Source organism: Anaerotignum lactatifermentans DSM 14214, from assembly GCF_900142265.1.
GTDB classification, from domain to species: Bacteria; Bacillota; Clostridia; order Lachnospirales; family Anaerotignaceae; genus Anaerotignum; species Anaerotignum lactatifermentans.
Genome location: NZ_FRAH01000010.1, coordinates 1 through 25,389, shown reverse-complemented (window position 1 = coordinate 25,389; position 25,389 = coordinate 1). Strand labels below are relative to the sequence as shown.

25 protein-coding genes and 1 pseudogene are annotated in these 25,389 nt (G+C 38.7%); 18 read left to right on the top strand and 8 right to left on the bottom strand.

Annotation, left to right across the window (positions count from 1 at the left end; all coding sequences use genetic code 11):
• Positions 1 to 40: 40 nt before the first annotated feature.
• Both BUB35_RS04275 and BUB35_RS04270 read right to left on the bottom strand, forming a co-directional pair.
• Positions 41 to 1,819, bottom strand: coding sequence for a BlaR1 family beta-lactam sensor/signal transducer (locus BUB35_RS04275; RefSeq protein WP_330391082.1), 1,779 nt, complete (start codon positions 1,817 to 1,819; stop codon positions 41 to 43).
• A gap of 13 nt (positions 1,820 to 1,832) precedes the next feature.
• Positions 1,833 to 2,210, bottom strand: a complete 378-nt coding sequence (locus BUB35_RS04270) for a BlaI/MecI/CopY family transcriptional regulator (protein ID WP_072849530.1) — start codon at positions 2,208 to 2,210, stop codon at positions 1,833 to 1,835.
• 384 nt (positions 2,211 to 2,594) lie between these two features.
• Between BUB35_RS04270 and BUB35_RS04265 the strand changes: the two genes are divergently transcribed.
• Genes BUB35_RS04265 through panC form a run of 3 tightly spaced genes read left to right on the top strand, consistent with a single transcriptional unit; the run spans position 2,595 to position 5,150 of the window.
• Positions 2,595 to 3,491 carry a Rossmann-like and DUF2520 domain-containing protein gene (locus BUB35_RS04265; protein WP_276326381.1) on the top strand — a complete coding sequence of 299 codons (897 nt, stop codon included), beginning with the start codon at positions 2,595 to 2,597 and terminating at the stop codon, positions 3,489 to 3,491.
• Entirely contained in the window at positions 3,466 to 4,293 is an 828-nt protein-coding gene (gene panB, locus BUB35_RS04260; protein WP_072849616.1) for a 3-methyl-2-oxobutanoate hydroxymethyltransferase, read from the top strand. The genes BUB35_RS04265 and panB overlap by 26 nt, the downstream gene beginning before the upstream one ends.
• An 11-nt stretch (positions 4,294 to 4,304) precedes the next feature.
• A complete protein-coding gene (gene panC / locus BUB35_RS04255; RefSeq protein ID WP_072849526.1) occupies positions 4,305 to 5,150 on the top strand; it encodes a pantoate--beta-alanine ligase in 846 nt (281 codons plus the stop codon).
• 264 nt (positions 5,151 to 5,414) lie between these two features.
• Here panC and BUB35_RS04250 read toward each other — a convergent pair whose 3' ends face one another.
• Genes BUB35_RS04250 through BUB35_RS04240 form a run of 3 tightly spaced genes read right to left on the bottom strand, consistent with a single transcriptional unit; the run spans position 5,415 to position 7,104 of the window.
• Positions 5,415 to 5,741 carry a CBS domain-containing protein gene (locus tag BUB35_RS04250; RefSeq protein WP_072849521.1) on the bottom strand — a complete coding sequence of 109 codons (327 nt, stop codon included), beginning with the start codon at positions 5,739 to 5,741 and terminating at the stop codon, positions 5,415 to 5,417.
• Between the two features lie 3 nt (positions 5,742 to 5,744).
• Positions 5,745 to 6,395, bottom strand: coding sequence for an MFS transporter (locus BUB35_RS19470; RefSeq protein WP_242949196.1), 651 nt, complete (start codon positions 6,393 to 6,395; stop codon positions 5,745 to 5,747).
• On the bottom strand, positions 6,340 to 7,104 hold the full coding sequence (locus BUB35_RS04240; RefSeq protein ID WP_242949195.1) for an MFS transporter: 765 nt from the start codon (positions 7,102 to 7,104) through the stop codon (positions 6,340 to 6,342). The genes BUB35_RS19470 and BUB35_RS04240 overlap by 56 nt, the downstream gene beginning before the upstream one ends.
• 142 nt (positions 7,105 to 7,246) lie before the next feature.
• On the opposite strand from BUB35_RS04240, the gene BUB35_RS04235 reads away from it, so the two are divergent.
• The 13 genes from BUB35_RS04235 to BUB35_RS04175 all read left to right on the top strand — a co-directional run bounded on the left by BUB35_RS04235 (position 7,247) and on the right by BUB35_RS04175 (position 19,488).
• Positions 7,247 to 7,681: a MarR family winged helix-turn-helix transcriptional regulator gene (locus BUB35_RS04235; RefSeq protein ID WP_072849518.1), complete on the top strand. Its 435-nt coding sequence runs from the start codon at positions 7,247 to 7,249 to the stop codon at positions 7,679 to 7,681.
• A 114-nt stretch (positions 7,682 to 7,795) separates the two neighbouring features.
• On the top strand, positions 7,796 to 8,404 hold the full coding sequence (locus tag BUB35_RS04230) for a TetR/AcrR family transcriptional regulator (RefSeq protein ID WP_072849513.1): 609 nt from the start codon (positions 7,796 to 7,798) through the stop codon (positions 8,402 to 8,404).
• A 171-nt stretch (positions 8,405 to 8,575) separates the two neighbouring features.
• Positions 8,576 to 9,061 carry a hypothetical protein gene (locus BUB35_RS04225; protein WP_072849510.1) on the top strand — a complete coding sequence of 162 codons (486 nt, stop codon included), beginning with the start codon at positions 8,576 to 8,578 and terminating at the stop codon, positions 9,059 to 9,061.
• 10 nt (positions 9,062 to 9,071) lie between these two features.
• Entirely contained in the window at positions 9,072 to 9,257 is a 186-nt protein-coding gene (locus BUB35_RS04220; protein WP_072849506.1) for a hypothetical protein, read from the top strand.
• 460 nt (positions 9,258 to 9,717) lie between these two features.
• On the top strand, positions 9,718 to 11,160 hold the full coding sequence (locus tag BUB35_RS04215; protein ID WP_072849502.1) for a sigma-54 interaction domain-containing protein: 1,443 nt from the start codon (positions 9,718 to 9,720) through the stop codon (positions 11,158 to 11,160).
• Between the two features lie 384 nt (positions 11,161 to 11,544).
• On the top strand, positions 11,545 to 12,813 hold the full coding sequence (locus BUB35_RS04210; RefSeq protein WP_072849498.1) for a Zn-dependent hydrolase: 1,269 nt from the start codon (positions 11,545 to 11,547) through the stop codon (positions 12,811 to 12,813).
• Between the two features lie 55 nt (positions 12,814 to 12,868).
• Positions 12,869 to 14,281 carry a dihydropyrimidinase gene (gene hydA, locus BUB35_RS04205; RefSeq protein ID WP_072849495.1) on the top strand — a complete coding sequence of 471 codons (1,413 nt, stop codon included), beginning with the start codon at positions 12,869 to 12,871 and terminating at the stop codon, positions 14,279 to 14,281.
• A gap of 15 nt (positions 14,282 to 14,296) precedes the next feature.
• Positions 14,297 to 14,779, top strand: coding sequence for a DUF1097 domain-containing protein (locus BUB35_RS04200; RefSeq protein ID WP_072849491.1), 483 nt, complete (start codon positions 14,297 to 14,299; stop codon positions 14,777 to 14,779).
• 98 nt (positions 14,780 to 14,877) lie between these two features.
• Positions 14,878 to 16,371: an NAD-dependent dihydropyrimidine dehydrogenase subunit PreA gene (preA, locus tag BUB35_RS04195; protein WP_072849488.1), complete on the top strand. Its 1,494-nt coding sequence runs from the start codon at positions 14,878 to 14,880 to the stop codon at positions 16,369 to 16,371.
• A 208-nt stretch (positions 16,372 to 16,579) separates the two neighbouring features.
• On the top strand, positions 16,580 to 17,275 hold the full coding sequence (locus BUB35_RS04190) for a LytR/AlgR family response regulator transcription factor (protein WP_072849485.1): 696 nt from the start codon (positions 16,580 to 16,582) through the stop codon (positions 17,273 to 17,275).
• A gap of 18 nt (positions 17,276 to 17,293) precedes the next feature.
• The gene (locus tag BUB35_RS04185; RefSeq protein ID WP_084730561.1) at positions 17,294 to 18,559 is read left to right on the top strand and encodes a sensor histidine kinase; all 1,266 of its coding nucleotides are present in this window, start codon (positions 17,294 to 17,296) and stop codon (positions 18,557 to 18,559) included.
• Positions 18,560 to 18,709: 150 nt separating this feature from the next.
• A complete protein-coding gene (locus tag BUB35_RS04180; protein ID WP_072849483.1) occupies positions 18,710 to 18,868 on the top strand; it encodes a cyclic lactone autoinducer peptide in 159 nt (52 codons plus the stop codon).
• Positions 18,869 to 18,894: 26 nt separating this feature from the next.
• Entirely contained in the window at positions 18,895 to 19,488 is a 594-nt protein-coding gene (locus BUB35_RS04175) for an accessory gene regulator ArgB-like protein (protein ID WP_072849479.1), read from the top strand.
• Positions 19,489 to 19,820: 332 nt separating this feature from the next.
• Here BUB35_RS04175 and BUB35_RS04170 read toward each other — a convergent pair whose 3' ends face one another.
• A complete protein-coding gene (locus BUB35_RS04170; RefSeq protein WP_072849474.1) occupies positions 19,821 to 21,311 on the bottom strand; it encodes a hypothetical protein in 1,491 nt (496 codons plus the stop codon).
• 542 nt (positions 21,312 to 21,853) lie between these two features.
• Here BUB35_RS04170 and BUB35_RS04165 point away from each other — a divergent pair.
• Together BUB35_RS04165 and BUB35_RS19465 are read left to right on the top strand one after the other, a co-directional pair.
• Positions 21,854 to 22,270 (top strand): VOC family protein, encoded by a 417-nt coding sequence (locus BUB35_RS04165; RefSeq protein ID WP_022364586.1) that lies wholly within the window; start codon positions 21,854 to 21,856, stop codon positions 22,268 to 22,270.
• A gap of 72 nt (positions 22,271 to 22,342) precedes the next feature.
• Positions 22,343 to 23,224, top strand: a pseudogene (locus BUB35_RS19465) (L-lactate permease); the annotation flags it as partial.
• A gap of 140 nt (positions 23,225 to 23,364) precedes the next feature.
• On the opposite strand, the gene BUB35_RS20245 reads toward BUB35_RS19465, so the two are convergent.
• Together BUB35_RS20245 and BUB35_RS04150 are read right to left on the bottom strand one after the other, a co-directional pair.
• Positions 23,365 to 24,018, bottom strand: coding sequence for a GntR family transcriptional regulator (locus BUB35_RS20245; RefSeq protein ID WP_416385634.1), 654 nt, complete (start codon positions 24,016 to 24,018; stop codon positions 23,365 to 23,367).
• A 1,094-nt stretch (positions 24,019 to 25,112) separates the two neighbouring features.
• Positions 25,113 to 25,389: IS3 family transposase (locus BUB35_RS04150; RefSeq protein WP_143158938.1), on the bottom strand; the 277-nt coding region annotated here is incomplete at its 5' end.

The following is a 25,389-nucleotide window of genomic DNA, read 5'->3' as shown; positions in this document are numbered from 1 at the left end:
TTAGTAAAGAATTCCAGCTTTCTTATATTAATCTTTTATTTTATGGCAAAATATGCTGATCGGATAGGATGGAAAGTGCGATTCCAGATGCGCGACTGCCTGTAGCATTTGCATCAGACTGAATGTTGCAGGCAAAGATGTATGTGTGTTGACCATCTTCTACAGAACCCACAAACCAGCCATTTATATCTTCGCCGTTGACTCTTCCTGTCCCTGTTTTTCCGTATAATGCAGTGTCAGAAGAAGCAGAAAGTTGGATGGCTTCTTTTACGGCTTCGATATTTTCAGGTGCAAAATCAAATTCATTTTGATATAGTTTCGTCAGCAGTTCCACTTGTTCGATGGGAGAAATCTTCAGGGAAGATTCCATCCAGTAGGAAGAAATATCTCCTGTGACATCGCCATTGCCATATCCGATTTTCTGGAAATATGCAGCAAGACAATCACTGCCAAGCTGGGCATCTAAGGTCTGAAAATACCAGTTTACAGACGCTGCCATGGCAGAGGATAATGTTTGGTCGGCATTCCAAGCGGAAAACGGATTCGCTTGCCCATCCCATGCCATGAAAGAATGGTCAGGCGTTATGATGCCTTCTTCCAGCGCGAATAATGCATCATAAATTTTGTAGGTGGAATCAGGGGAGATGCGCTTTTCCGCCTGTTCCATATTGTAAATCTGCCATGCATCTTCTTCCAAATCATACAGCACAAAAGAGCCTTCATCATCTCCAAAATAGGTTGAAAGGTCAACAGAAGTGATATTTTGGGAGGTTGTATTCCAGTCATACTGGTCTTGTTCTGCACCATAAATAGAGAATGCCGGAGAGATACCCCATAAAAACAGCGCAGCACTTACGAGAATACATATACTTTTCCGCTGTTTCTTTTTTGTTGGCATTTCATATTGAACAATATGCAGGATACGCCTTTTCATTTGTTTTTTGCTGTTTATAAGACTTGCGGCTGCTGGAAAGGTTTCCAGTGCGTTTCTTTCTGCAAAACGCAGCAGAGTGTTTCCGTATTCCAAGTGCTGGGGCATATCCAGCATTTCCAATACAGCTTCATCACATGCAATTTCCTGTATGCTGCGCATTTCTTTGAAAGCGAAACCAACGAATGGATGAAACCAATACACAATACCAGCTAGATTGATGAAGTGATTTACCAGATTATCTTTATGTTTCTCGTGTGCCAATTCATGCATCATTATGAGTCGTAAATCCTCCTCACTAGAATCGTTCATTATGGAAATAGGGATATAGATTCGTGGTTTCCAAACTCCAACCAGTATGGGAGTGCGCAGAAATGCAGTGCTAAAAATAGGAATTTCTTTTGTAATACCGCATTCTTGCAAGCAGGAAACAAATAATTGGCGTACATTGTCATTCTGCACAGGCAGAGCAGATGTTTCTAGTGTTCGTAGATGCAGGTAGGAACGGCATAACTTGATGGCTGTAATGATCATCCCGCAAAGCCAAATGCTTGCTAAGAACCATCCTAAAAAAGAATCGGAATCTTGATTGACTGAAACAGTAAAGTCATTTGCGAAGTTAAGAGCAAAATCTTTGGTTTCTCCAATATTTGAAGTGGGAACAGCCGTTGTTTTGGAAAAGAGAAAACTGTTTCCCATCGTTGGTACCCATTCCCAAATGCCTTTCAGCGAAAAGGGAAGAAAGGGTACAGCCAGCAGACATAAAAATAAAAGCCAAATATGATATTGCCTGCGAGGCGGCAATGTTTTTCTGCATATGTGCTTCAGTAAAAATAATATGCCGATGACTCCGCAGAGATAGATATTGCAGATCAGAAAACGAATCATGAAAAGAAACATATCATTCGCCTCCTTTTCTGGAAAGAAGGGTGCGCAGTTCTTCAATGTCGGACTTCGATAATTCATCATCCTCCAAATATGCAGAAACCATAGCTGAAATATTGCCGTTAAAATAACGGTTTAAAAAAGAATCGCTTTCCTGTTTGAGATAATCCTGTTCTTGGATAAGGGGTGTATACACAAATACCCGACTTTGTTTTTCGTAAGTGATGGCGCCTTTTCCCGCAAGGCGTTTGATAAGTGTATGGATGGTTTTGGGGCTCCAATCGGTACACTGTAATAATTTATCTGTAATCTCATTGGTGTTAATGGGGGCATATTTCCAGATAACTTTCATTACTTCATATTCTGCTTCCGAAATTTGGGGAAGTTTTTTCATAAATATCACCACTTTTTAATCTTACAACTGTAATATATATTATAATTTCTACTTTGTCATAAGTCAATTTAGAAAAGCGTAGGGAGATATGTTTGATATGTTTTTATCAAAAAATATATGCAATATGTATTTTAAGATTGTAGGCATATGGTATAAAAATGCCGAAATTACAAGGTATTGTAAGATTTCAACCAGAAATGAAAAGTGAAATTTACCAATTTTTTGATAGACAAATGTATGCAGATGTGTTATATTGTTGGCGGATGGTATTCGGAAAGAAGCTGTACCGCGATTATTTTATTTTTTATAATGATTCAGGATCGTATTGAAGACAAGCGATACCGGAAATGACAGATTTTTTATGCCATCACTACCCGGAGAGGAGTGAAGGGCATGAAAGTTGGTTTTATTGGTGCAGGGAAGGTAGGTTTTTCCCTGGGAAAATATTTGAAGTCCCACGGCGTAGATGTAGTGGGTTATTACAGCAAAACACCAGAATCAGCCAAATCAGCAGCAGATTTTACAGAAACAAAAGTCTATGTCACTATTGTGGACATTGTGCGGGATAGTGACACCCTTTTTGTGACAGTGCCGGATGGGCAAATTTGTATGGTTTGGGATTGCATAAAAAATCTGGATATAAAAAATAAAAATATTTGTCATTGCAGCGGCTCGATTTCATCAGCCGCTTTTTTTGATGGTGAAAAACTTGGTGCATCCGTATATTCCGTACATCCGCTATACGCCGTAAGCAGTAAATATGATACATACAAAGAATTGGGACAGGCTTATTTTACACTGGAAGGATCGGCTGACCATCTACAGGAAATGAAAGATTTGCTCCGGGATGCTGGCTGTAAAGTCATTGTGATGGACAGTGAAAATAAATCTCTGTACCATTGTGGTGCTGTTGTTGTCAGCAATTTGGTAACAGGACTCTATTCTTTGGGCGTACATATTTTGGAAAACTGCGGTTTTGAAGAGAAGGATGCGCAAAAGGCTTTGATTCCATTGTTTTTGGGCAATGCACAGGCTGTTGCGGAAAAAGGTCCTGTGGACGCACTGACTGGACCAGTGGAACGGGCAGATGTTTCTACCATAGAAAAGCACATCCAATCTATTCAAAACATTTCTGATGCAAAAGCAGGAGCAGATTTAATGAAAATCTATCTTCTTTTGTCAGAGCAGTTATTGGCGATAGCAGGAGAAAAACATCCCGAAAGGGACTATGTAAACGTTGCGGAGGTTATCGATGATGAAAAACACAGTATCCACATTTAGAGAACAGAAGGCAAAAGGCGAAAAAATTTCCATGCTTACTGCTTATGACTATTCCACAGCAAAGCTGATGGACGAAGCAGGTATCAACGGTATTCTGGTTGGGGATTCCTTGGGAATGGTTATGTTGGGTTATGAAGATACGCTTCCTGTAACTATGGAAGATATGATCCATCATACAGCCGCTGTGTGCCGCGGTGCAAAAAACACATTGGTTGTAGGAGATATGCCTTTTATGTCCTATCAGGTATCCGTTGAAGAAGCTGTTTACAATGCAGGCAGACTCATGAAAGAAGGCAGATGTCAGGCGGTGAAACTGGAAGGCGGCGCAAGTGTATGCCCGCAGATCAGAGCCATTACAAACGCTTCCATCCCCGTTATGGCGCATATTGGTCTGACACCTCAGTCCATCAACGCTTTTGGTGGTTTCAAAGTACAGGGCAAGAGTGAAGAAGCAGCGAAAAAACTGCTGGAAGATGCCAAAGCCGTAGAAGAAGCAGGTGCTTTTGCAGTGGTATTGGAATGTGTTCCTGCAAAATTGGCTGAACTGATTTCTAAATCCATCTCCATTCCTACTATTGGCATTGGTGCAGGCGCAGGATGCGATGGTCAGATTTTGGTATATCAGGATATGCTGGGACTGTTCTCTGACTTTACACCAAAATTCGTAAAGAAATACGCAAATGTTGGAGAAATGATGACACAGGCGTTCCGGGATTATATTGCAGATGTGCAGGAAGGTTCTTTCCCGGCTCCCGAACACACCTTTGCCATTTCTGAAGACGTCATCAAAAAGTTATATTAAGGAGAAGAAAAATGAATATTGTAAAAACCATTTCTGAAGTAAGAAACGAAGTAAAGAACTGGAGAAAACAGGGGTTGTCTGTTGGTCTGGTACCCACCATGGGCTATCTGCATGAAGGACATAAAAGCCTCATTGACAGAGCATGCAAGGAAAACGATAAAGTGGTTGTCAGTGTGTTTGTCAATCCTACACAGTTTGGTCCCGGTGAAGACCTTGCCACATACCCCAGAGATATTCAGAGGGATGCGGCTCTCTGCGAAGATGTAGGCGCTGCGTTGATTTTCAATCCTGAACCGGAAGAAATGTATTTTGATGACTTCCATACTTATGTAACAATGGAATCTCTTTCTGATGAACTGTGCGGTAAAACAAGACCCATTCATTTCAGAGGGGTCTGCACAGTGGTAAGCAAACTGTTCCATATTGTTGCGCCCGACAGAGCATATTTCGGTCAGAAGGACGCACAGCAGCTTGCTATCATCAAACGTATGGTAAGAGATCTGAATTTTGACATTGAAATCGTAGGCTGCCCTATCGTCAGAGAAGCAGATGGACTGGCAAAAAGCTCCAGAAATACTTATCTGAATCCCGAAGAAAGAAAAGCTGCCCTTGTGCTGAGCAAAGCGGTAGGTTTGGGACAGGAACTGATTCAGAAGGGCGAAAGAAATGCGGACGTTATCGTTGAAAAAATGAAACAGCTCATCGAAGAAGAACCTCTGGCAAAAATCGATTACGTGCAGGCGGTAGATGCCATTTCCATTCAGCCTGTTGCAGAAATCAAAGGAACTGTATTGGTTGCCATGGCAGTTTATATCGGCAAAACAAGATTGATTGACAATTTTATCTATGAAGCATAAGAGATTCTTTTAAAAATATATCGATTCAGAAAATAATGTAAAAAGAAAGCTGGAATCCTTGAATCAAAGGGTTTCCAGCTTTCTTCTATTTATCTGAATGATACAAGGAATGCGTTCTTCTAACGGGACCATCGCAGTTTCTTTTAAGAAATTAAGGAAAAGCACTATTTTCTCAAGTGGAAGCTGCTTTTTTGTTTGCAAAAGGAAAGGGAGAAAACTTTTCAATTTTCCCCTTTAAATTACAAAACTATGATAGGTGATGTATTATCCAGCTTGGTGTGTAGTTTTTGCTTGCTCCAGATATTGTTTTTCCAGATAGTTGATGATAGCTGAGCGAAGAAGAATACCCACTACTTTATTGTCAGATACAACAGGTACTTTTTTCACACCTGATTCGCCCAATAGTTTGCAGACTTCTTGGATGGATGCGTCTGCATCAATGGTAATGGCTTTTTTGGTACCGATTTCCAATATATTCAGATGCATGATGGTGTTGATTTTTTCACGGAATTCAGCATCAGGGTCCCAAAGATATTCCATAAAGAGTGTGGAACTGTCTGTTGCCATGGGAGCCAGTTTTCCTTCTTTCATATATCACATGATGTCGCCATCACTGATAAAACCAATGGCAGTACCTTCTTTGGAAAGAATGGGAGCACCGCTGATATTTTTTTCGGAGAAGAAGGCAATGGCATCATAGACAGTTGCGTCTTCCTGCAAAGCATATACTTCTTTTTTCATATAAGGTGCCAATGTATGGACTTCTTTTTCAGGTGCTTCTGCAGAAGCTGCTTTTCTAAGTTTCCGATAATACCGGTCGGAATAAACAATATAGATAATCCCGCCAACCACATAAGCGATGGCTGTCAACGCAAAGCCTTTCTGCAAACCGATGCTTTCCTGTAAGCATCCCATCAACAGGGAGCCGATGCCAATGCCGATGTCGTAGGAGAGTAAGTAGGTAGCATTGGCAACGCCTCGTTTTGGCGCAGGTGTTGTACCAGTAACGAAAGATTGGAAAAGTGGCTGCAAAATGCCATAACCGATACCGAAGAAGAACCCTGTAATCAGCAGATGTGCACCTGTTGTCAGGAAGATGTAACTGGTCATGGTGATTACCAGAATGATCAGACTGATGTAAACAAGCACACGATGTTTGCCGGCATCAATCATTTTCTGTGTAGAAATTTTAGACAACAGCATACCGATCACAAGGCAAATATAGAAGTAAGGAAGAAAAGACATGAGATTTTTTTTCCTGCGCCAAAATGGAAGAGTATGCGATGACTGCCCCGTAAGGAATCATGAGGAAAGTCATGTTGAACATAAAGGGCAGTGCGGGATTATAGATGGAATCTTTGATGGAGAATTTTTTCCGTTTTACTTTGGGATATTTGATTCTGCAGCAGGACACGCAAATCAAAGCAATGACGGAAATGGCAAAGACTGTCAGGAAAGAAGCCTTGCTGTCCAGATGGTTTTGTACCTGAATGCCCACATAAGGACCTACTGCCATCCCAATGGAAATGGTGAATGCAAATCTGCTGATGCCTTCCGTAATTTTTGTGGGAGGCAGTACATCGCTGGCAAGTGTCATTGTGGCAGAACCGCAGACAGAATATACAGCGCCCATATACAGACGGATGACAATCAAAGCGCCAAAAATGGGGAATGCGATAAAGCTGGGAAATGCCAGACAGAACAAAGCCAGAAACAACAGATAAACACGATAACGGTTAAAGTTATCCAGCAGATATCCCGCAATGGGACGGAACAGAATGGTTGCAACGGACATGGCAGTCAATACAATCCCGATGCCAGAGCCGGTGATGCCGATTTCCTGACAATATACCGGAATGATGGGGATGGAAGCATAAAAGGCTGCCAGTACCAAGAGGTTGGTAATAAAAAGCAATATAAACTTTTTATTCCAGATTTTTTGAATGGTTTCCATATGAATACAACTCCTTTTTTAACCAAAACTAGTGGCAATTGCCACTAGTTTTAATATAGCAAAGAATGGTTCACAAGTCAATAACTAGTTGCAATTGCCACCAATTAAGATTATAATGTTTCTGTAAAAAGGAGGTTTTATTATGCCAAATATCATTGAAAGTCCCTTTAAATCCATTTCGATTTTATATCGAAAATCCCATATGTGGCTCAATAACTGTTGTTTGCAGCATAATCTGACAGCAGCACAGGCTGTTGTGATTTTAATCATTTGTGATTTCAAACAGCTGACACAAGATGAAATTACAAAGCGCTTGGCTCTGGATAAAAGTGTTATTGCAAAAACGGTTACAAAGTTGGTGGAGCTGGGATTTCTGACTCGTACGACCAATGCAAAAGATAAGCGGACATTTGACATTCAGCCAACAGAAAAGTCATGGGAGGTATATCCTTTTATTAAGGAAGAGATTGAAGCTACCTTTCAGCGGATGACCCAGCGCATGACAGAAAAGGAACGGGCAGAGTTTAAAAGACTTTTGTCGATGGCAGCAGAAGCGTCCATTGATCAGGAGGACTGAAAAATTAGTTTTGTCTAAATGAGAGAAACAAAAAGGATATATATTGTAATATGAAATGATATATGCTAAAATAAAGATAAATTTTAAGATTTGTATTTATTAAGGAGTGAGTGTATGCCAAAGGTAGCTTATTCCGAAGAAGAACGGCAGCAGATTCGAGATGATTTGATTCGAACAGCTTTGGAACTGATGGCAGAGCAGGGGATTCAGCATACCACAGTGGAACAAATTTATAAGAAGGTCGGCATATCCCGCACGTTTTTTTATTCTTTCTTTCCTACCAAAGAGGATTTGGTCATTGAAGCCCTTTATTATCAGCAGCCCAAAATCATTGCTTACGTAAATCAGCTGATGTCAGATCCAGCTTTGAAATGGCATGATGCCATGAGCCGGTTTATATATTCCTGCTGTAAGGGCGCAAAAAGCGGCTTCGCCATTATGAGTATGGATGAACAGCGAATGTTATTTCAGCGGCTGTCAGAAGAAAGCTATAGAATGTTTCGGAAAAAGCAGGCAGTTCTTTTTGGAAAAATACTGGAATGTTTCGGAATTGAACCCAGCAAAAAGCGCGTGGATTTGTTTATCAATCTGTGTTTGACCATCATCCTCATCCACCGTTCTGTTCCTGAGAGATTACCATTTTTTGTACCGGAAGCAGCAGAAGAAACCACAAAATTCCAGATTGATGCGGTCATCGATCATTTGGAAAAATGGAAGGCATAGTGCCATATTGACAAAAGCATATCCGTCCGAGTAATCTGACGGATTTCTTTATACATAAAATAAATACAAATTCTAAAATTTATTTTTATTTTAGTTCGTAAACTGCTGCGATGATGTCATTTTATTGTGGCAGATAAAAATATTATTTTAAATGTTTAGGAGGGAACAAATATGGGATTTTTCGGAAAATTGTTTAAAGGACCTGAAATTGACATGGAGAAAAGCAATGCCAATGCGAAGAAAATGCGTCAGCTTTTCAATCAGGTAGTGGAAAACGGAGATACATATCAGCTGATCTTCGGGTATACGGAAGACGTTGCATGGTTCAATTATGGTTTTGTCCATGGCAGCAAAACCCAAATTGGCAATCTTATCGTAGGCTGGAATGAAGAAACGAAAACCATTGTTGTGGTTCCTACAGTTCCAGACCTTTCTGGCTGTGGTGATCCTGTATATTACCGTCACTCTGAAATCCTGAAGGCATATCGGAATAAATATCCTACCGATGCGTTTATTATTTATCCTGATAAAAAGGCATACATCGGTATCAATGCTTATGATTGGTTGGAAGATGAAAAACTGTATGTATATGTATCTCAAGAAAAAGAATTGGCAGCCTTTACAGAATTTTTCATGAATCAGTACGCAACGAAATGAGGCGCATAGATTGTTAAAAGAAATTGGCGGTATTTTTGTTTTTCTTTTGGTCATCGTAATTTTTGGAAACATTTGGTTTCATTTCATAGAATCTATATTGCAGAAGATCAAGAAAATCATTCACCGACATGAAAAGCCTCCTGTGTGGCATCCTCTTCCAAAGGAAGATACGCAGCAAGATGAAAAAGATGCCTGAAAATGGGGGAAGGCGCATCGGAGAATGTCATTGAAGAACTGCATATTGTAAAAACAGCGAAATTGGCTGGAATAATTCCTATGATTGTTAGATACTCCTTGTTTTTTTTATGACAAGGAGTATTTTTATGGAGATTTGATTCAAAGAAGTATTGATATTTAGATATATCCTGCTTTTAGAGAGATTTTTATTGAAATTAGAAAATTGCGTTCTATTTAGATGGATATTTGTTACTACAAACCCTCCCAAAATAGAAGATTAGGATTAGATTATTTTTGCAAAAAAGGTTGACTCTCCAGTTACTGTATCAGGTAAACTGTATTCATATTGGTATTCTGGATGTTTTTTTATCTATTTTGAATTTTATAATACAGCTTATTTTGAAAACAGAAAGCCAGTTTCTGCTGTTTTCGATGATCTGAGATATTTGAAATTCTCAAAGAAAGGACGGCGATATTTCATGGATAACAGTTGGTTACGTTCTGTACCAAAAGAATTACAAAGTTTACTTTTGGAAGACTTACTACAAAGTTCCCTTGTGGGTATTAATATTACAGATGGGGAAGGAAGAGTGTTGTTTTTAAATGACATCCACAGAAAAATCACCGGTCATGACCCACAGTTATACTTGGGGCGCACCATGAAAGAAATTGTAGAAGATAATTTGATTTCAGAATCAGCCACACAAATTGCGCTGGAAAAGAAACAAACGGTATTTATCAATCAGGTATCATCCCATAAGAATAAATATTTTCAGGTCAAATCTGTGCCGTTGATGAATGATAAAGGTGAAATCCTGTATGTGCTCAATTATTTGCTGGATGCATCAGAATTGATCAAATTGCGAGATAAGCTGGAAAAAGCAGAAAAGAATAACGAACGACTCATTACCAGCAATGAACTGCTGCGTCAAAAACTCAATCAATCCGGTGAAATCATTTATCGAAGCAAAAAGATGGAACGTGTTGTGGAAATGGCAACAAGAGTAGCAGAATGCGACGCCTCTGTACTCATTACAGGACCATCCGGTTCCGGCAAAGAGGTCATTGCCAACCTGATTCATTCCTATAGCAGACGCAACAAAGGTCCTTTTATTAAAATCAATTGCGCTGCTATTCCAGAACATCTGCTGGAAAGTGAGTTGTTCGGTTATGAACCGGGTGCATTTTCAGGGGGGAATCCCAAAGGGAAAAAGGGACTGATTGAAAGTGCTCAGGATGGTACATTGCTGTTGGATGAGATTGGGGAACTGCCATTGCCGCTGCAGTCTAAGCTTCTTCGGGTGCTTCAGACACAAAAAGTACGTCATGTTGGTTCCAATAAAGGAATCGAAGTAAACTTCCGTCTGTTGGCTGCTACCAATGCAAATTTAAAGGAAATGATCGAACAGAAAACATTTCGGGAAGATCTTTATTATCGACTTAATGTCATTGATATTGTCATTCCTGGACTGGATGAACGTCGAGAAGATATTGTGCCGCTCTTGAATCACTTCTTGGATTTGAATAATGAAAAATATCATGCCAAGAAGATTTTTAGCAATGACGCTTTGAAATTCCTTGCAGGATGCAGTTATCGCGGAAATGTGCGGGAATTGCGCAACGTAGTGGAAAGAATGGTAATTATGAGCAGAGAAGATGAGATTACGCTGTCTGATGCTTCCATTGCCTTCGCGGCTATGAATGTAAATGAGCAGGGATTGCCAGAAGAAGCTGCGGAAACGGAAGATTTCATCTTCGGAGAGGGGAGTTTGAAGGAAAAAGTGGCTGCTTATGAAAGAAAATTGTTGCAGCAGTATATGGCAAAATATAAAAGCGGTGCAAAAGTCGCAGAAGTTTTGCAGACAGACCAGTCTACAATCTCGAGAAAGTGTAAAAAGTACAATATCGTAGGAGAAGCATAACAGAAATTGATTGCATATTTGCATAGTAATTTGCGTTTTTGCAAGTTCTTTGTGAATATGCATTTTTTTTGGCTGAATTTAGCCATTTTCTGGTAATTGCAAAATTGCATTGGTTTATGCAAAACTGCAAGATTCCCATTGAAAAGGCATGGGAGTCTTTGAGAAATGGGATTTTATTTGTATAATAGGAATGATTCTATTTGAACAAACCAAGCTTTTTTGTTTCTTTTGTATATGAAATTGGTAAATCTTTTGGTAAATATATCTACAAAAAAACTTTGAAAAGTGAATGGTTTTGGCACGGGAATTGCTTTTTATATAGGCATGAAGAGGGGATCTTTGATACCATCTTAAAAAGTTTACATTTAGAAAGGAGAGATTATAGTGTACAAATGTAATGTAAATCGAATGGAGGATAAAATTAAAACTTTTTCTCAGTTTGGCGATGCTGGTCATGGGGGAATCACCAGATATTCCTTGTCAAAAGAAGCAGAAATGGCAAGAGATGAATTTGTAAAGAGAATGAAAGCCATCGGTGCTGAAATTGAAACAGACGATTTGGCAAATATCTATGCAACCATTCCGGGCTCCGATCCAAATGCAAAAAGAATCGTAATGGGTTCTCATTGCGACTCCGTAAAAAACGGTGGTAACTACGATGGTATTCTGGGGGTAATGGGTGCCATGGAAGTTCTGGAAACTGTTGTTGAACAGAACATTCCTCATAAACATCCATTGACAGCAATGATCTTTACAAACGAAGAAGGTTCTGAATTCCCGCCTTGCATGATGTGCTCCGGTATTCTGGCACATGATTATATGCCTGAAAGATTCAAAGACAACTTCGAATACAACAAAATGATGGCTTCCAGATCCATTCTGGACCCCAATGTGACTTTTGGTGAAAAACTCAGCCAGTTTAAATATAAAGGCGACATCAAAAACAGAATGTCTCCCGATAAATATAAAGCGCTGTTTGAACTGCATATTGAACAGGGACCTATTCTGGAAGATGCAGGAAAAGATATCGGTGTTGTTACCTGCGTACTGGGTCAGATGATCTACAGAGTAAAATTCTATGGTTTTGCTGCACACTGTGGCACATTCCCTATGAAAAAGAGACACGATGCATTCCACGCAGCAGCAGAAGCGCTTTGCTGGCTCCATGAAGAAATCGATAAACTGGGGCATGAAGATCTGGTATATACAACTGGCGAAGTTGTAATCCATCCTTGTGTAAATACAGTCATTCCTGATTATTTCGATTTTTCCATTGACGTAAGACATGAAAATCCGGAAGTTCTGGATCAGGTTCGTGAAATCCTGTTTCAGCTGCCTAAGAAAAAATGGCAGCAGTGTGACTGTGAAGTTGTTCTGGGCTGGAACCGCGATACAGTTTACTGGAATAAAGAATTGGTTGGTTATGTAAGAGAAGCAGTGGAAGAACTTGGCATTTCTCATATGGATATCAATTCCGGCGCTGGTCACGATGCGCAGTACATTTCCTATATGATTCCTACCACAATGATTTTTGTACCTTCTGATAAGGGTCTGTCCCATTGTGAACCGGAACATACTTCTGTTGAGCAGTGTACAGATGGGGCTTCTGTTATGCTCAACGCAGTACTGAAACTGGATCAGGCGTCTGAATAAAAAATTCTGAATAACATATATCGAAAATTGTATGACTTGGAAGGAGAGAAGCAGTATGAAAACTTTGATTAAAAACGGTATGATTCTGACTACAGAAAACGAATTCAAAAGTGATATTCTGATTGTTGACGAGAAAATTGCTGCCATTGGCAAGAATCTCTCCGAAGAAGGTGTCGATAAAATCATTGACGCAGAAGGAAAATATGTATTCCCTGGCGGTATTGACCAGCATGTACATTATTCTTTCGTATATCAGGGCAGTAAAGTAAGAGGTTTTGAAACTTCCAATGCACCTGCTTTGGGCGGCACCACAACTGTAATCGAATTCGTAAATCAGGTACAGGGCAAAGGTCTGCTGGAATCCATTGATGAATTTAAAACAAAAGATGTAGACGGTATTGCCATGGTTGACTACGGTTTCCATATCGTTATGACCGATCCTCGTCCGGAAGTCATTGAAGAAATTCCGAAACTGGCTGAAGCTGGTTATCCTACACTGAAATTATTTATGGCATATAAAGGACAATTTTTCCATGCCGACGATGATGCCATCATCCAGGCTCTGACAAAAGGGAAAGAAGCCGGCATCACTGTTATGGTTCATGCAGAAAATGGTGATATCGTTGACTTCCTGACAAAGAAACTTATTGCAGAAGGCAAAACAGGTACATACTATCACGCTGTTTCCAGACCTCCTGTATGTGAAGCAGAAGCTACACGCCGTGCGATTTATCTGGCTGAAATGGCAGATGCACCTATTTACATCGTACACGTTACATGTAAAGAAGCATTGGATGAAATCAGAGCTGCATATCAGAGAGGACAGTCCGTATATGGTGAAACATGTGCCCACTATCTGCTCTTTGATGAATCCGTACTGGATCAGCCCAATTTCGAAGGCGCAAAATATATCTGTTCTCCCGCACTGCGCACCAAAGACCATCAGGAACCTTTGTGGGAAGCCCTGAACAAAGGCTGGCTCAATGCGGTAAGTTCTGACCACTGTGGTTTTGATTTTGCAGTACAGAAACATATGGGCTTTGGCGAAGGCAAATCCTTTGCAGATGTTCCTAACGGTGCACCTTCTGTACAGAACAGAGTGAATGCTGTATGGACATATGGTGTATGCGAAGGCAAACTGTCCAGACAGGAATTCGTAAATGTTATTGCAGCTTCTCCTGCAAGAGTCAATGGTTTGACAGAAAAAGGTCACATTGCAGTAGGTTATGATGCAGATATCGTTGTCTTTGACCCCGATTACAGAGGCGTTATGGGCGTTGCAAACTCTCTGGAAGGCGTAGACTACAGCATTTACGAAGGCATGGAACAGAAAGGCAGACCGGAAACAGTACTGCTGCGAGGTCAGGTTATCGTTGAAAACGCAGAATATGTAGGTAAGAAAGGTCAGGGCAAACTGGCAAAAGGCAAACCTTTTGGCTCTGCTTATGACAAATTCAAAAAAGCATAAACAAGGAGGAATCAGATGAAGTCAATTACTTGTTTGGGCATTTCCACAGCCGTATGCTGCGCTGTATGGTCCTTTTTATCACCGGAAGTTGGATTGTTGAGCTGGGCTGGATTCGCTGGATGCACATCTTATTTTGCCTGCCCTGATCACGGATGGAAAGGCGTAAAATCTGCCTTCTTCTGTGTCATGAGCGGTATTGTCTATGCACTGCTTACTTTGTACTTGAATAAAGTATTTCCCTCTTTCGCCGTAAGTTTGGTAGTTGCATTGGTGACAGTACATCTGATGTGTATCCAGAGTAAGATTCCTATTCTGGCATATATCCCTGGTACATTCTTTGGTTCCTTCTCCACATTTGCTGCCGGTGGTGATCTGATCATCATTCCCTGCATGATTCTGGGGATTATCTTAGGTCTTTGCTGTGATAAAGGCGGCGCATGGCTGTTCAAGCTGGTTGGAAAAAAAGAAGATGTAGAATTAGAAGAAGCAGAATCCTAAGGGATTCATAACAGAAAAGGGAAGCAATGATATGCTTTCCTTTTCCTTTCTGAAAATAACAATATATTAGATTTTTGATATGATAAGGAGGCGGTAATATGTATTATTCCAATATGAAATCTGTAGATATCAGCAAATGTATATTATGTCATGACGCGGTGTGCACAAAAGCTTGTCCTGCCATGGACCCAGCAAGAATCATTCGTGCACTTCGTTTCGATAATGCTGCAGGTGCATCTATGATGCTGCCCAAAGAAGATGTATGTCTGCATTGCGACGGCAAATGCCAAAATGTCTGTCCAGCAGAAGTTCCCATTCAGAAATTGATGTCTGGTCTGCGGAAGGAATTCCCGGAACAAAAAGAAGTTCCCGGTTTGGACGACGTAGATTTGAGCTGCGATATCTGCGGTGTAAAATTGGAAAATCCGTTCATGTTATCTTCCTCCGTTGTTGCCAGCAACTATGAAATGACAGCCAGAGCCTTTGAAATGGGTTGGTCTGGTGCTGCTTTTAAAACCATCTGTCTGATGGATATTCGTGAGGCTTCCCCCAGATTTTCAACAGTAAAAACAGGTGAAGGTTCTTTCTATGGCTTCAAAAATATCGAACAGCTTTCTGACTATGAATTAGAAGAAAACCTGAATTTCTTCAGAGAACTAAAAAAGAATTATCCCTCCAAAGTGATTCTGGCATCCATCATGGGCAGAAATGAAGAAGAATGGACATATCTGGCAAAGGTTGTGACAGAAGCAGGGGCTGACGTCATCGAATGTAACTTCTCCTGTCCAAACATGGAAGCGAAAAATACCGGTGTGGACGTTGGGCAGGACCCTGAAACTGTAAAACGTTATGTACAGGCTGTGCGCAGAGGGACAAATATTCCGATTTTAGCCAAAATGACACCCAATGTGGCTGATATGCGTCCTGCTGCAAGAGCCGCTATTGAAGGCGGTGCAGACGGGATTGCGGCAATCAATACCATTAAGAGTATCATTAATGTAGATTTGGATACCTTCACAACCGCACCTACCGTAAATGGCAAATCTATGGTTGGCGGTTATTCCGGTGTTGCTGTAAAACCCATTGCACTCCGTTTCATTTCCGATATGTATAAAGATCCTGCGATTCGTGGTCACCATATCAGTGGTATGGGTGGTATTGAAACTTGGCGCGATGGTATGGAATTTATTGCCCTTGGTTCTGGAAGCTTGCAGGTAACAACAGCAGTTATGCTCTATGGTTATCGCATCATTGATGATTTACTGTTGGGAACAAAAATCTACATGGCTGAAAACGGCGTAAAATCTATTTCTGAACTTATTGGTCGCGCAGTAGATGGCATCGTAGAAAACGACGAAATCGAAAGAGATACCATCGTTTATCCGAAATTCTACAGAGATCATTGCGTTGGATGCGGTAGATGTTATATTGCCTGTCGGGATGGCGGTCATCAGGCACTGAGTTTTGATGAGGAAACACATCGTCCTACTTTGATTCCTGATAAATGTGTAGGTTGTCATTTGTGTGCACTGGTTTGTCCAGAACATGCGATCCGCGGCGATGGTAAACGTATGGGAAAGAAAAAGAAATAATAATTTCTTTCTATAAAACATTTCTGTAAGATTTATAATAATGGGTAAGGCACAAATCCTGAAAAAGGTTTTGTGCCTTTTTCAGTTTTATCATTTTATTTTTGGTTATCAATTACACGAAATGTGCATAAATATCACAAAAACAGGTGAAATATAATGAAATTTATGCTAAAATATAATATAATTGTGAAAAACAGGAGGTGCGGCTATGTTTCGTATCGCGGTTTGTGATGATAATGATGCAGTTTGCAGTGCAATTGAAAACACTATTGATGGCTTTTTTAAAACAGAAAGCATTCATTATGAAATTGACAGTTTTCAATCGGGAGAAGAATTGTTGGAAGAACTGAATGATCATGTTAAATATGATTTGATCTATTTGGATATTGAATTAGCGCAGTTAAACGGCGTAGCAGTGGGACGTTATATTCGAGAAAATCTTCTGGATGACTATACACAGATTGCGTTTATTTCTGCTAAGCCATCCTATGCTTTGGAATTGTTTCAAATTAGACCCATACATTTTTTGGTAAAACCATTTACGCCCAGACAGGTTATTGGTATTTTGGAAAAAGCTATGGAACTGCAAGGCCGTCAAATCAAAATTTTCAGTTATAAAACTGGAAAGGTTGAAAACAGGATTCCCTTTAAGGATATTATGTATTTCAGCAGTGAAACCAAAAAGATTATTGTTCATACGCGAAATGGAAAAGATTCTTTTTATGGAAAACTGTCAGAACTGAATCTACCTGATACAGAATTCATACAGATCCATAAATCTTTTATCGTCAATAAGCAGTACGTGAAGCGTTTTAAGTTTGATAGTGTGCTGTTGAGCAACGAGGAAGAGTTGCCTATCAGCAGAGCTTATCGGAAAATAGTCAGAGAAAATCTTATGTCATAATGAAGTGAGGAAATAGAAATGATATTGGAGTATCGTCATATAATTTATTTGATTGCGAATATATTTCGTGTCTTTAGTATTAATCTGTTTTTAGAAACCATTTTCTCTAAAAACAATTTACGGTGTTCCCAGGAATTAAAGCGTACAATTTTTATATTGTATTATATTTCCAATAGCTTTATTTATTTGCATTATCGAATTCCCATTATCACAGTGTTTTCTAATTTGTGTTTGTTTTTCTTTCTGACTTTGCCTTACTACAGCACAATGTGTAAAAGAATATTTGTAGTATTTTGCATCTTTTTATTAGGAATATTATGCGAAACCATTGTTTCAAGATCGTCAATATTGATTTTGGGGCATATTCCTTCTATTGAAGTGATTACATACACCATAAGCAATTTTCTGTTTTACATTGTAGTGATTTTGACAAAAAGTATTTTGGGGCGGGAAGAACGTATCTATCAAAAAGGACGTTGGGCAGTATTGATTATGATACCAAGTATTTCTGCTTTCACAGATATTTTGGCTTTATATGGAGGGTATGAACAGTGGATTACTGTCAGTGTGATTTTCTGTTTGTTTTTAATCAATATAGCTTTTTTCTATTTATATCAGATTGTTGTATCCAATTATGAAGTTGAAATACAGAATCAATCATTGATGCTGCAAAACAAAGCGTATCAACAGCAATTGGATATGATTCATGCTACAGAAGACAGTCTGAAAAGAGCCAGACATGATTTTAAGAATCATTTGATTGCATTGGAAGAGCTTTCGAAATCCCATGAAAGAACAGATCTGCAGGAATATTTTCAAAAACTTGGCAGAGAGTATCAGTTATCTGAAGACTATATCTGTACTGGCAATACCATATTGGATGGTCTAATGAATCATAAACTAAAAATTATGACGGCAACAGGAGCGGTGATTGATACAAAAATGCAAATCCCTGAAAATCTTGATATCAATTCTTTTGATCTTGTGGTGGTGATTGGCAATTTGTTGGACAATGCCATTGAGTCGCTAAGCAAGCAAAAGAAAGGAAGTTTCCAAATAGAGATCAGTTATCGGCAGGGGACACTTTTGATTAACGCAAAGAATACATATGAAGGGGAAATCATCCGAAAAGGCGAAACATTGATTTCTACCAAAAAGAATGCGACAGAAGCCCATGGTATTGGGTTGAGCAATGTACGACGTGTCATCGAAAAATATGATGGGGAAATGATGATTGATACAGAGGATAATTTGTTTAATGTGCATATTATTGTGTATATATGAATAAAAGGAACTGCATTATACGACAAATGTGCTTTCTTTGTCAAAAATGGAAAATACATGGGTAATTTTGGCAGGTTTTAGAAATGCGTAAAAATTCATTTATAATAGAGTACGCAATATATCTTTTATAGAATAACGGAGGGTGATTTTATGAAAAAATGGAATTGGTTTAATTTCAAAACAGATATGTGGAAAGTAGTGGCATCTTTGGCACTGATCATTACCACAGTTTCTGTAAATACGACATGCATGTTCGAATATTATCAGCCTAAAATGCCGAAAGGAAGCGAAAAACTGAAACATATCTAAGGCATTGAGGGTACGAGGTGATTTCTATGACAGAAAAAATAATGGAAAATGTATGGAAAGGAATGAAAACCACAGGTAACGTCGATGAAGAAGATAAGGAAATATACTTGTTTGGTTTTTATCAGGGACTGATTTTTCTGTTAAATTTGGTGACGGCTCTGTTGACTGGAATCATCTTGGACATGTTTCTGGAAAGTGTGCTGTTTCTGATTTGTTTTATACCGCTAAGAATTTTTGCAGGAGGATATCATGCAAAAACACAATTCAGATGTTATGTGATGTCGACAGTGACGACGGTGATCCTTTTGTATCTGATTGCGTTTTTGCAGAAGAATATGGGGGTTGAAGCAATAGCGTTATATATCATTGCAACATGTATCATTTGGAAATTAGCGCCTGTTCAGGATAAAAATAAACCATTAGACTTAGACGAGCAAAAGAAATACCGCAAGAGAGTCCACAGTTTGCTGATTATTATCAGCTGTATTTCGGGATGTCTGTATTTTTGGGGAATTTATGTCGTTCCGGCGGTGGTTGTATGCGTTGTTTGCCAGTTGTCCATTGTTCTAATATGGGGAAAGTTGAAAAATCATGCACACGGCTGTACATCAACTGTGTGAGAAAGAACAGAACATATGGTAGGAATAAATGTGCCCATTTCATCTCGTATCGGAAAAAAGAATGTGAAAGGGACCATGTTCCTAATATGCGCAAAGCAAACACTAATCAGCTGTGACTTTGTCCGAAAAAGCGGCTAGAAAAGGTTCTTCTATGAAAAAACATAGAAGAACCTTTTTCGTTATTGAAAATTTTGATGGAATAAAAAAGATAGCTGAAATCCTCGAATGAAAAGGGACTTCAGCTATCTTTTTATATGAAATTGCTTTTTGCAGTTCTATTGAAAATCAAGATGAAAGGAATGGTGCAACTGATGCGCAACCATCAAACTATGTTATGCCATATGCATCATACGGAATATCAAGCTTTTATACTTTTCCAATAAAGATTCAAGTGTTTCTGAATTATACTCCCGATACAGTGTCGGATTTTGTAAAGAGTGCGAGGTGGAAGTATTGATGATCCGTATTAGTTCTTTATCATGAATGATATACAAGTGGGGACCAATTCCAGTTTCATAAGCACTGTAATTCTTCAAAAATATCTTTTTATCATTGGCATAAACAGAAATGTGCGGCATGAAGTCACTGGCAAATATATTTTCATCCAGAATGACAAATTTAATATTCGGATTCTTTTTGGATACCTCGATGATGTTCTTAATATGTGAAATTCTTTCTTCACCCCGCAATTGATAGTGGATATCCGTATAATAGATTTCTCCAGAAGTGATGTATTCATATAACGAGGAAAGAAGAAAGAAAAAACAGATTTCCTGATTTTCAAAAATTTCTTCCCATGTAATCTGCAATGTACGAATCATAGATTCTGTGATATCCAACTTTGCATTGGATTTTGCTGTTTCCACAATATGGTCAATGGTTTCCGGCGGCAGGAGAAACTCAAATCCGTACGTATTAAAAAAGTGGAATTTGCTGCCGGAATAAAATTCCGTCCGATAAGAACGGTTGATTTCTTTTGATGTGCAGGAACGGAGCAAAAGATCCTGTGAAGTCATCTTCTGAGAGAAAAAAGAAAACAACGTTTTTACATCATTGGAGTTTGTAATATTTACAGAGAAATCCAGATTGCCATGTTCATCTATAGATAGTATGTCAGCAAAGGCATCTTCAACCACAATGGCATTGGTTTGTTTTAAATTCTTTCCATTATAGAATTCAAAAAACACTGTTTTATTTTTACTTAACAAAAGATACAGCTGTTTCATATAGTAAGCTGGATTTCTCTCAAATTCTTCTAAATCCAGTGCAGCCAGACAGCGAATGCGATTTTGCGGGCTTTTGGATACCATTTCTAATGCATTTAAATATTGAAAGGATTTGCAGATATCAATGGTCCACACAATCGTGAGTTCTTTTTCTGTTTGCAATAGTGTCTGACGAATATTACGGATCATATTTTCCAGAACCTGTGTGTGGGAAAAGAGATTGCTTTCCATGGATGGTTTCAGCACTTGCGCAGACTTGCTGTCCTGTGTAGAGGAGTGGCGATAGCAGACACTTAGAGCTGTTTCAATAGAATCTGATAAGAAATCGAAGATATCCTCCGTATCTGTTTCTTTTTTTTCAATCATATCAGAAAAAGAAATGAAAAAATCTTCCACCCGATCCTGCATCACAATTTCGTTTGCAAATACTTTGGACAATTTTTTGTTGATGACAGAAATGGTACGTGTTGTTGGAAGAATCCCCTTATTGCACCATTTGCTGATATAAGAAATGTCATAACCCGTTTCGTTGGCAATGACCATGATTTTTGTATTGGTAAAAATAATCAGTTTTTTTAAGAATTCACCATATGTCATATTGTTTTCCCCCAAAAGTTCTTCATGGCATGTCATGCAAAAACAGAAACCTTGTTTCCATATATTCGCTTACACTGAGAAAATGAAATATCCCCCAATATTTTTTTCAACAGTTACATTTTTTACAGCAGATTTTAAGATGTTTGCGTGCTGTCATTTTCGATGCGGTTGAATTTTTCCAATCAAATATCTGATTCTCACTTTCAAATCTGTTCAAATTCTACTGTTTTTACGAAAGTGATTTGATGAAATTATAGCATAGCTTTTCCAGTATGGCAAAAAGTTTTTCAAGATTTTAGTACAAATTTCGCTGAATTAATCAAGTTTATCGGAAAAAGTAAGATTTATTTAATAATATTGAAGTTTTATTTGAATTTTTGAATCAAAATCAGTCAATATATTGTGTTTTATTTCAAACAATCATATGGATATAATGGGAAATACAAAACAGCAATGCTGCTGGTGATGCTCGCCGGAGCAATTGTTGTAAAACGACTGTAAAACATGAACAAACAGATTTTATGATTTTGGAGGGAAAATTTATGAAACCAATGAGAATGCACCATGTAGGTATTGTACTGCCTGAAAAGAGTTATGCACAGGATCTAATCGATATGTTCGGTCTGGAAGTAGATTACACAGGATTTGTAAACGCATATTCTGCAGACCTGATTTTCACAAAGTACGGTGAAAAAGAAAGCCCCATTGAATTTATCATTCCAAAAGAAGGGGTACTGACAAAATTCAATAACGGTAAGGGCGGTATCGCTCACGTAGCTTTTGAAGTGGATGACATTGAGTCCTGCTCCAAAGAATTGATCGAAAAAGGCTTCGAAATGCTGGAAACAGAAGCGGTAGAAGGGACAAGCGACATTATTGTCAATTTCCTCAGACCCAAATACTCCCACGGGATTTTGGTTGAGTTGGTTCAGACAGTAGGCGAAATCCAGAGAGACTAACGGATTCTAAGCAGCGCGAGGGCTGATGCTTCGGTCAGAGCGCTGCTTTGGCTTCAAAAAGGAGGTCGTAATATGCTTCAGTTATTTATGGCAATTTCACCGATTCTCATCGTCATGATTGGTATTGTCGGATTGAAAAAGCCTGCCACAATCGTTTCCGCAATCGCACTGATTTACACTATCTTTGTCACAATGTTTTATGGGAAATTCAAGCTGGAAAATGCAGTCCTTTTCTCAGAAACAACAAAAGGTATTATCGAAGGGGCAAAAATGGTATTTATGATCTGGTCAGCCTTTCTGATTTTGAATATGCTGATCAACACGGGTGCCATGGACAAGATCAAAGAGATCATTGCGAACCTGACACTGGATAAGCGGAAACAGTTTATCATCATTGCGTTTTGTTTCGGCGGATTTCTGGAAGGGGTAGCTGGTGCCGGAACACCAGCAGCCATTGCAGCTCCATTTTTGGTAGCTCTTGGCATCCCACCTGTATTTGCGATTGTTGGCGCACTTGTTTTTAATGGAATTGCCGCATCTCTTGGCGCAGCGGGGCTGACAACCATTGGTGGTTTTGCAGCGTTTCTGGATGTTGTTGATGTGATGGATATTTCGAAATATACCTCCTTCATCCATTTCTTTGGTGCATTATTGGCACCGATTCTGGTACTTGTAATTTTATGGGGCAAAAAGGTCTTGGACAAAGGCATCGTTAAGTTTGCACTGGCAACAGGCTTTGCTTATGGCTTCTTTATGGTTTTGGTTGCTACTTTTGTTGGGGCAGAGTTCCCCACAATCTGCGCAGGTCTTGGTTCTTTGATCGTTGCCATCGCTTACATCAAGTTATTTTGTAAGAATGAAAGCATTCCTGAGGAATATCAGTATGTGATTGATGAATCGACAGGGAAAAGTACTATGCCTGCTTGGAAAGCATTGTCTGCTTACGCAATTTTGCTTGTGGCTTTGCCGGCAGTCAGATTCTTTGCGCCTTTGTGGTTTATCAAACTTGGTTTTGCAGTATGGATTGGTATTACTATCACTTGCGTTTGTCTTGTATCATCCATCATTCTGCAAGACGTAACTTCCATGCCTGGTTATATGAAAACATCTTTTTGTAGCGTATTTGGTGCATTGATTGCCATGGCATCTTTGGTTGCGCTGTCTAACCTGATGAAAACAAGTGGTATGCTGTCTGTTATTGCAACATTTGCTTCGATGGCTTCCAGAATTTCTCTGTGCTCTTCGATATTCCGTTCTCTATGGGAGATCTGGTCATACGTTATAGACAAAGTCAGTAAGGTGATAACAACGTCATATGTTTTTTCCAGCATAGGATTATCAGCAGCAATGATGAAAGACCATTCGAAATCCATTGATGCAGCAACATAGTCATTGCTGTTGGAAGCGTCATACATTTCCTGCTGTTTTTCAAAGGCTTTGCGAAGTTTGGAAATCAAAACCGGCATTTTTCCGTTATCACGGCAAACTTTAAAAGCACCCAGTAAATGAATGAGCACAACAGAGCACAAATCATTGATCAGCTTCTCATTCAAATCTGTGACATGATATTTTTGATTGGAATTGATGGTAATCAGTCGCTCTGTTTCCAATTGAGATAAGGCTTCTCGGATAGGGGTGTTGCTGATACCAAGTTCTTTTGACAGATGCACAATGTTAATAGGCTCACCCAAAGAATATTCTCTGGATAATATTCTGTTTTTGATGATTTCATACACCTGATCTCTCATTGAAATTCGTTTGAGTGTCATAAGACAAATCCTCCATCTATGTGTTATTCATGCTGTAATCATTTTCGCAATAATCATACATTATAAAAAAAGAGTTGTCATTCTTTCACATAAAATAACAACTGTAATATTATAGGTGTGATAATTTTTCTATAAATATAAAATTTATATTAAAAGTATACACCTGGAAAGGAAAAATCGTCAAGATGAATATACCACAAATTGTGGAAAAACAGAAGAAACTACAGTAATTCCTCTATTTTTATGCCTGTATATTTTTAAAATCAGAACAATCTATCATGCATGAAATATTTTTCGTACATACATTATGGAATACAGAAAATCAGACAAGAAAAAGAACAAATTTCTCTATTTTAGAGAATCAAGGAATCAAGCAAAAGCGCTTTTTGTAAAAAGTAAATTTAATATTTAGCGAATTACTTTCGACTAAAATGAAGTGGATACGGCTCATTTTTCAAGTAAAATAGGGGGTTATGGCTTGGCTAAAGTTTTTATCATATTACTTCTATGGAGGGGAATAAGATATAACACGATAAAAGTGTGCACAATGCCTAGTAGAGTTACTTGGAAAATAGTTATAAATAGAACGCAAATTTTGCTTGTTTTTATTGCAAAAAAACCAAAAAAATGGGATAATTCTATGTAGGTTGTTGTCATATTTATGAAAATAACCGAATTCCTATTTTTTTGCGCGCAAATATCGTTTTTTCTGTCTGTTATTACCTAAAAAAATTAAAATTAGACTCAAATTTAAAAATATCAACAAAAACATTGACAGATTGTATAAAATCATGTACTATATAGTCAAAAGTGCACTGTGCATAGTTTGAGATAGTACAAAAAAGGTAGGTGCAGGGTGTTTGTGAAAAAGTTATGTAATATCGTGTAAATTCCGTAAGGTTTTATATCATTTAGATACTGCTTGTATCTGAACGGAAAATATGGATCGTGCAAAAAAAGAGGAGAAAACATCGTATTAGTGGTTGGATTACGATGCTACTTAAAAAAAGAGGAAGGAGGAAAGAAATGAACTGAACCCAAAAAGTTAGACAATATTTTCAAATTAAAATTGTTTAAGAAGCCAGAAGGGCTTGTTGTCTGTAAATTGCAGGTGGCAAGCCCTTTAACTTTGCTTTGATTCGATGGTTATTATAATAATCTAAATATTCCACCAGTTCCTGCTTGAAATGTTCCATAGATTGAAACTGTTGAAGATAGAGAAGTTCGCTCTTGAGCAATCCAAAGAAATTTTCCATGACAGCATTGTCCAGACAGTTACCCTTTCGGCTCATACTTTGCCGGATTCCTTTTTGTTTGAGCATTTGGCGGTAATATTTGTTTTGGTACTGC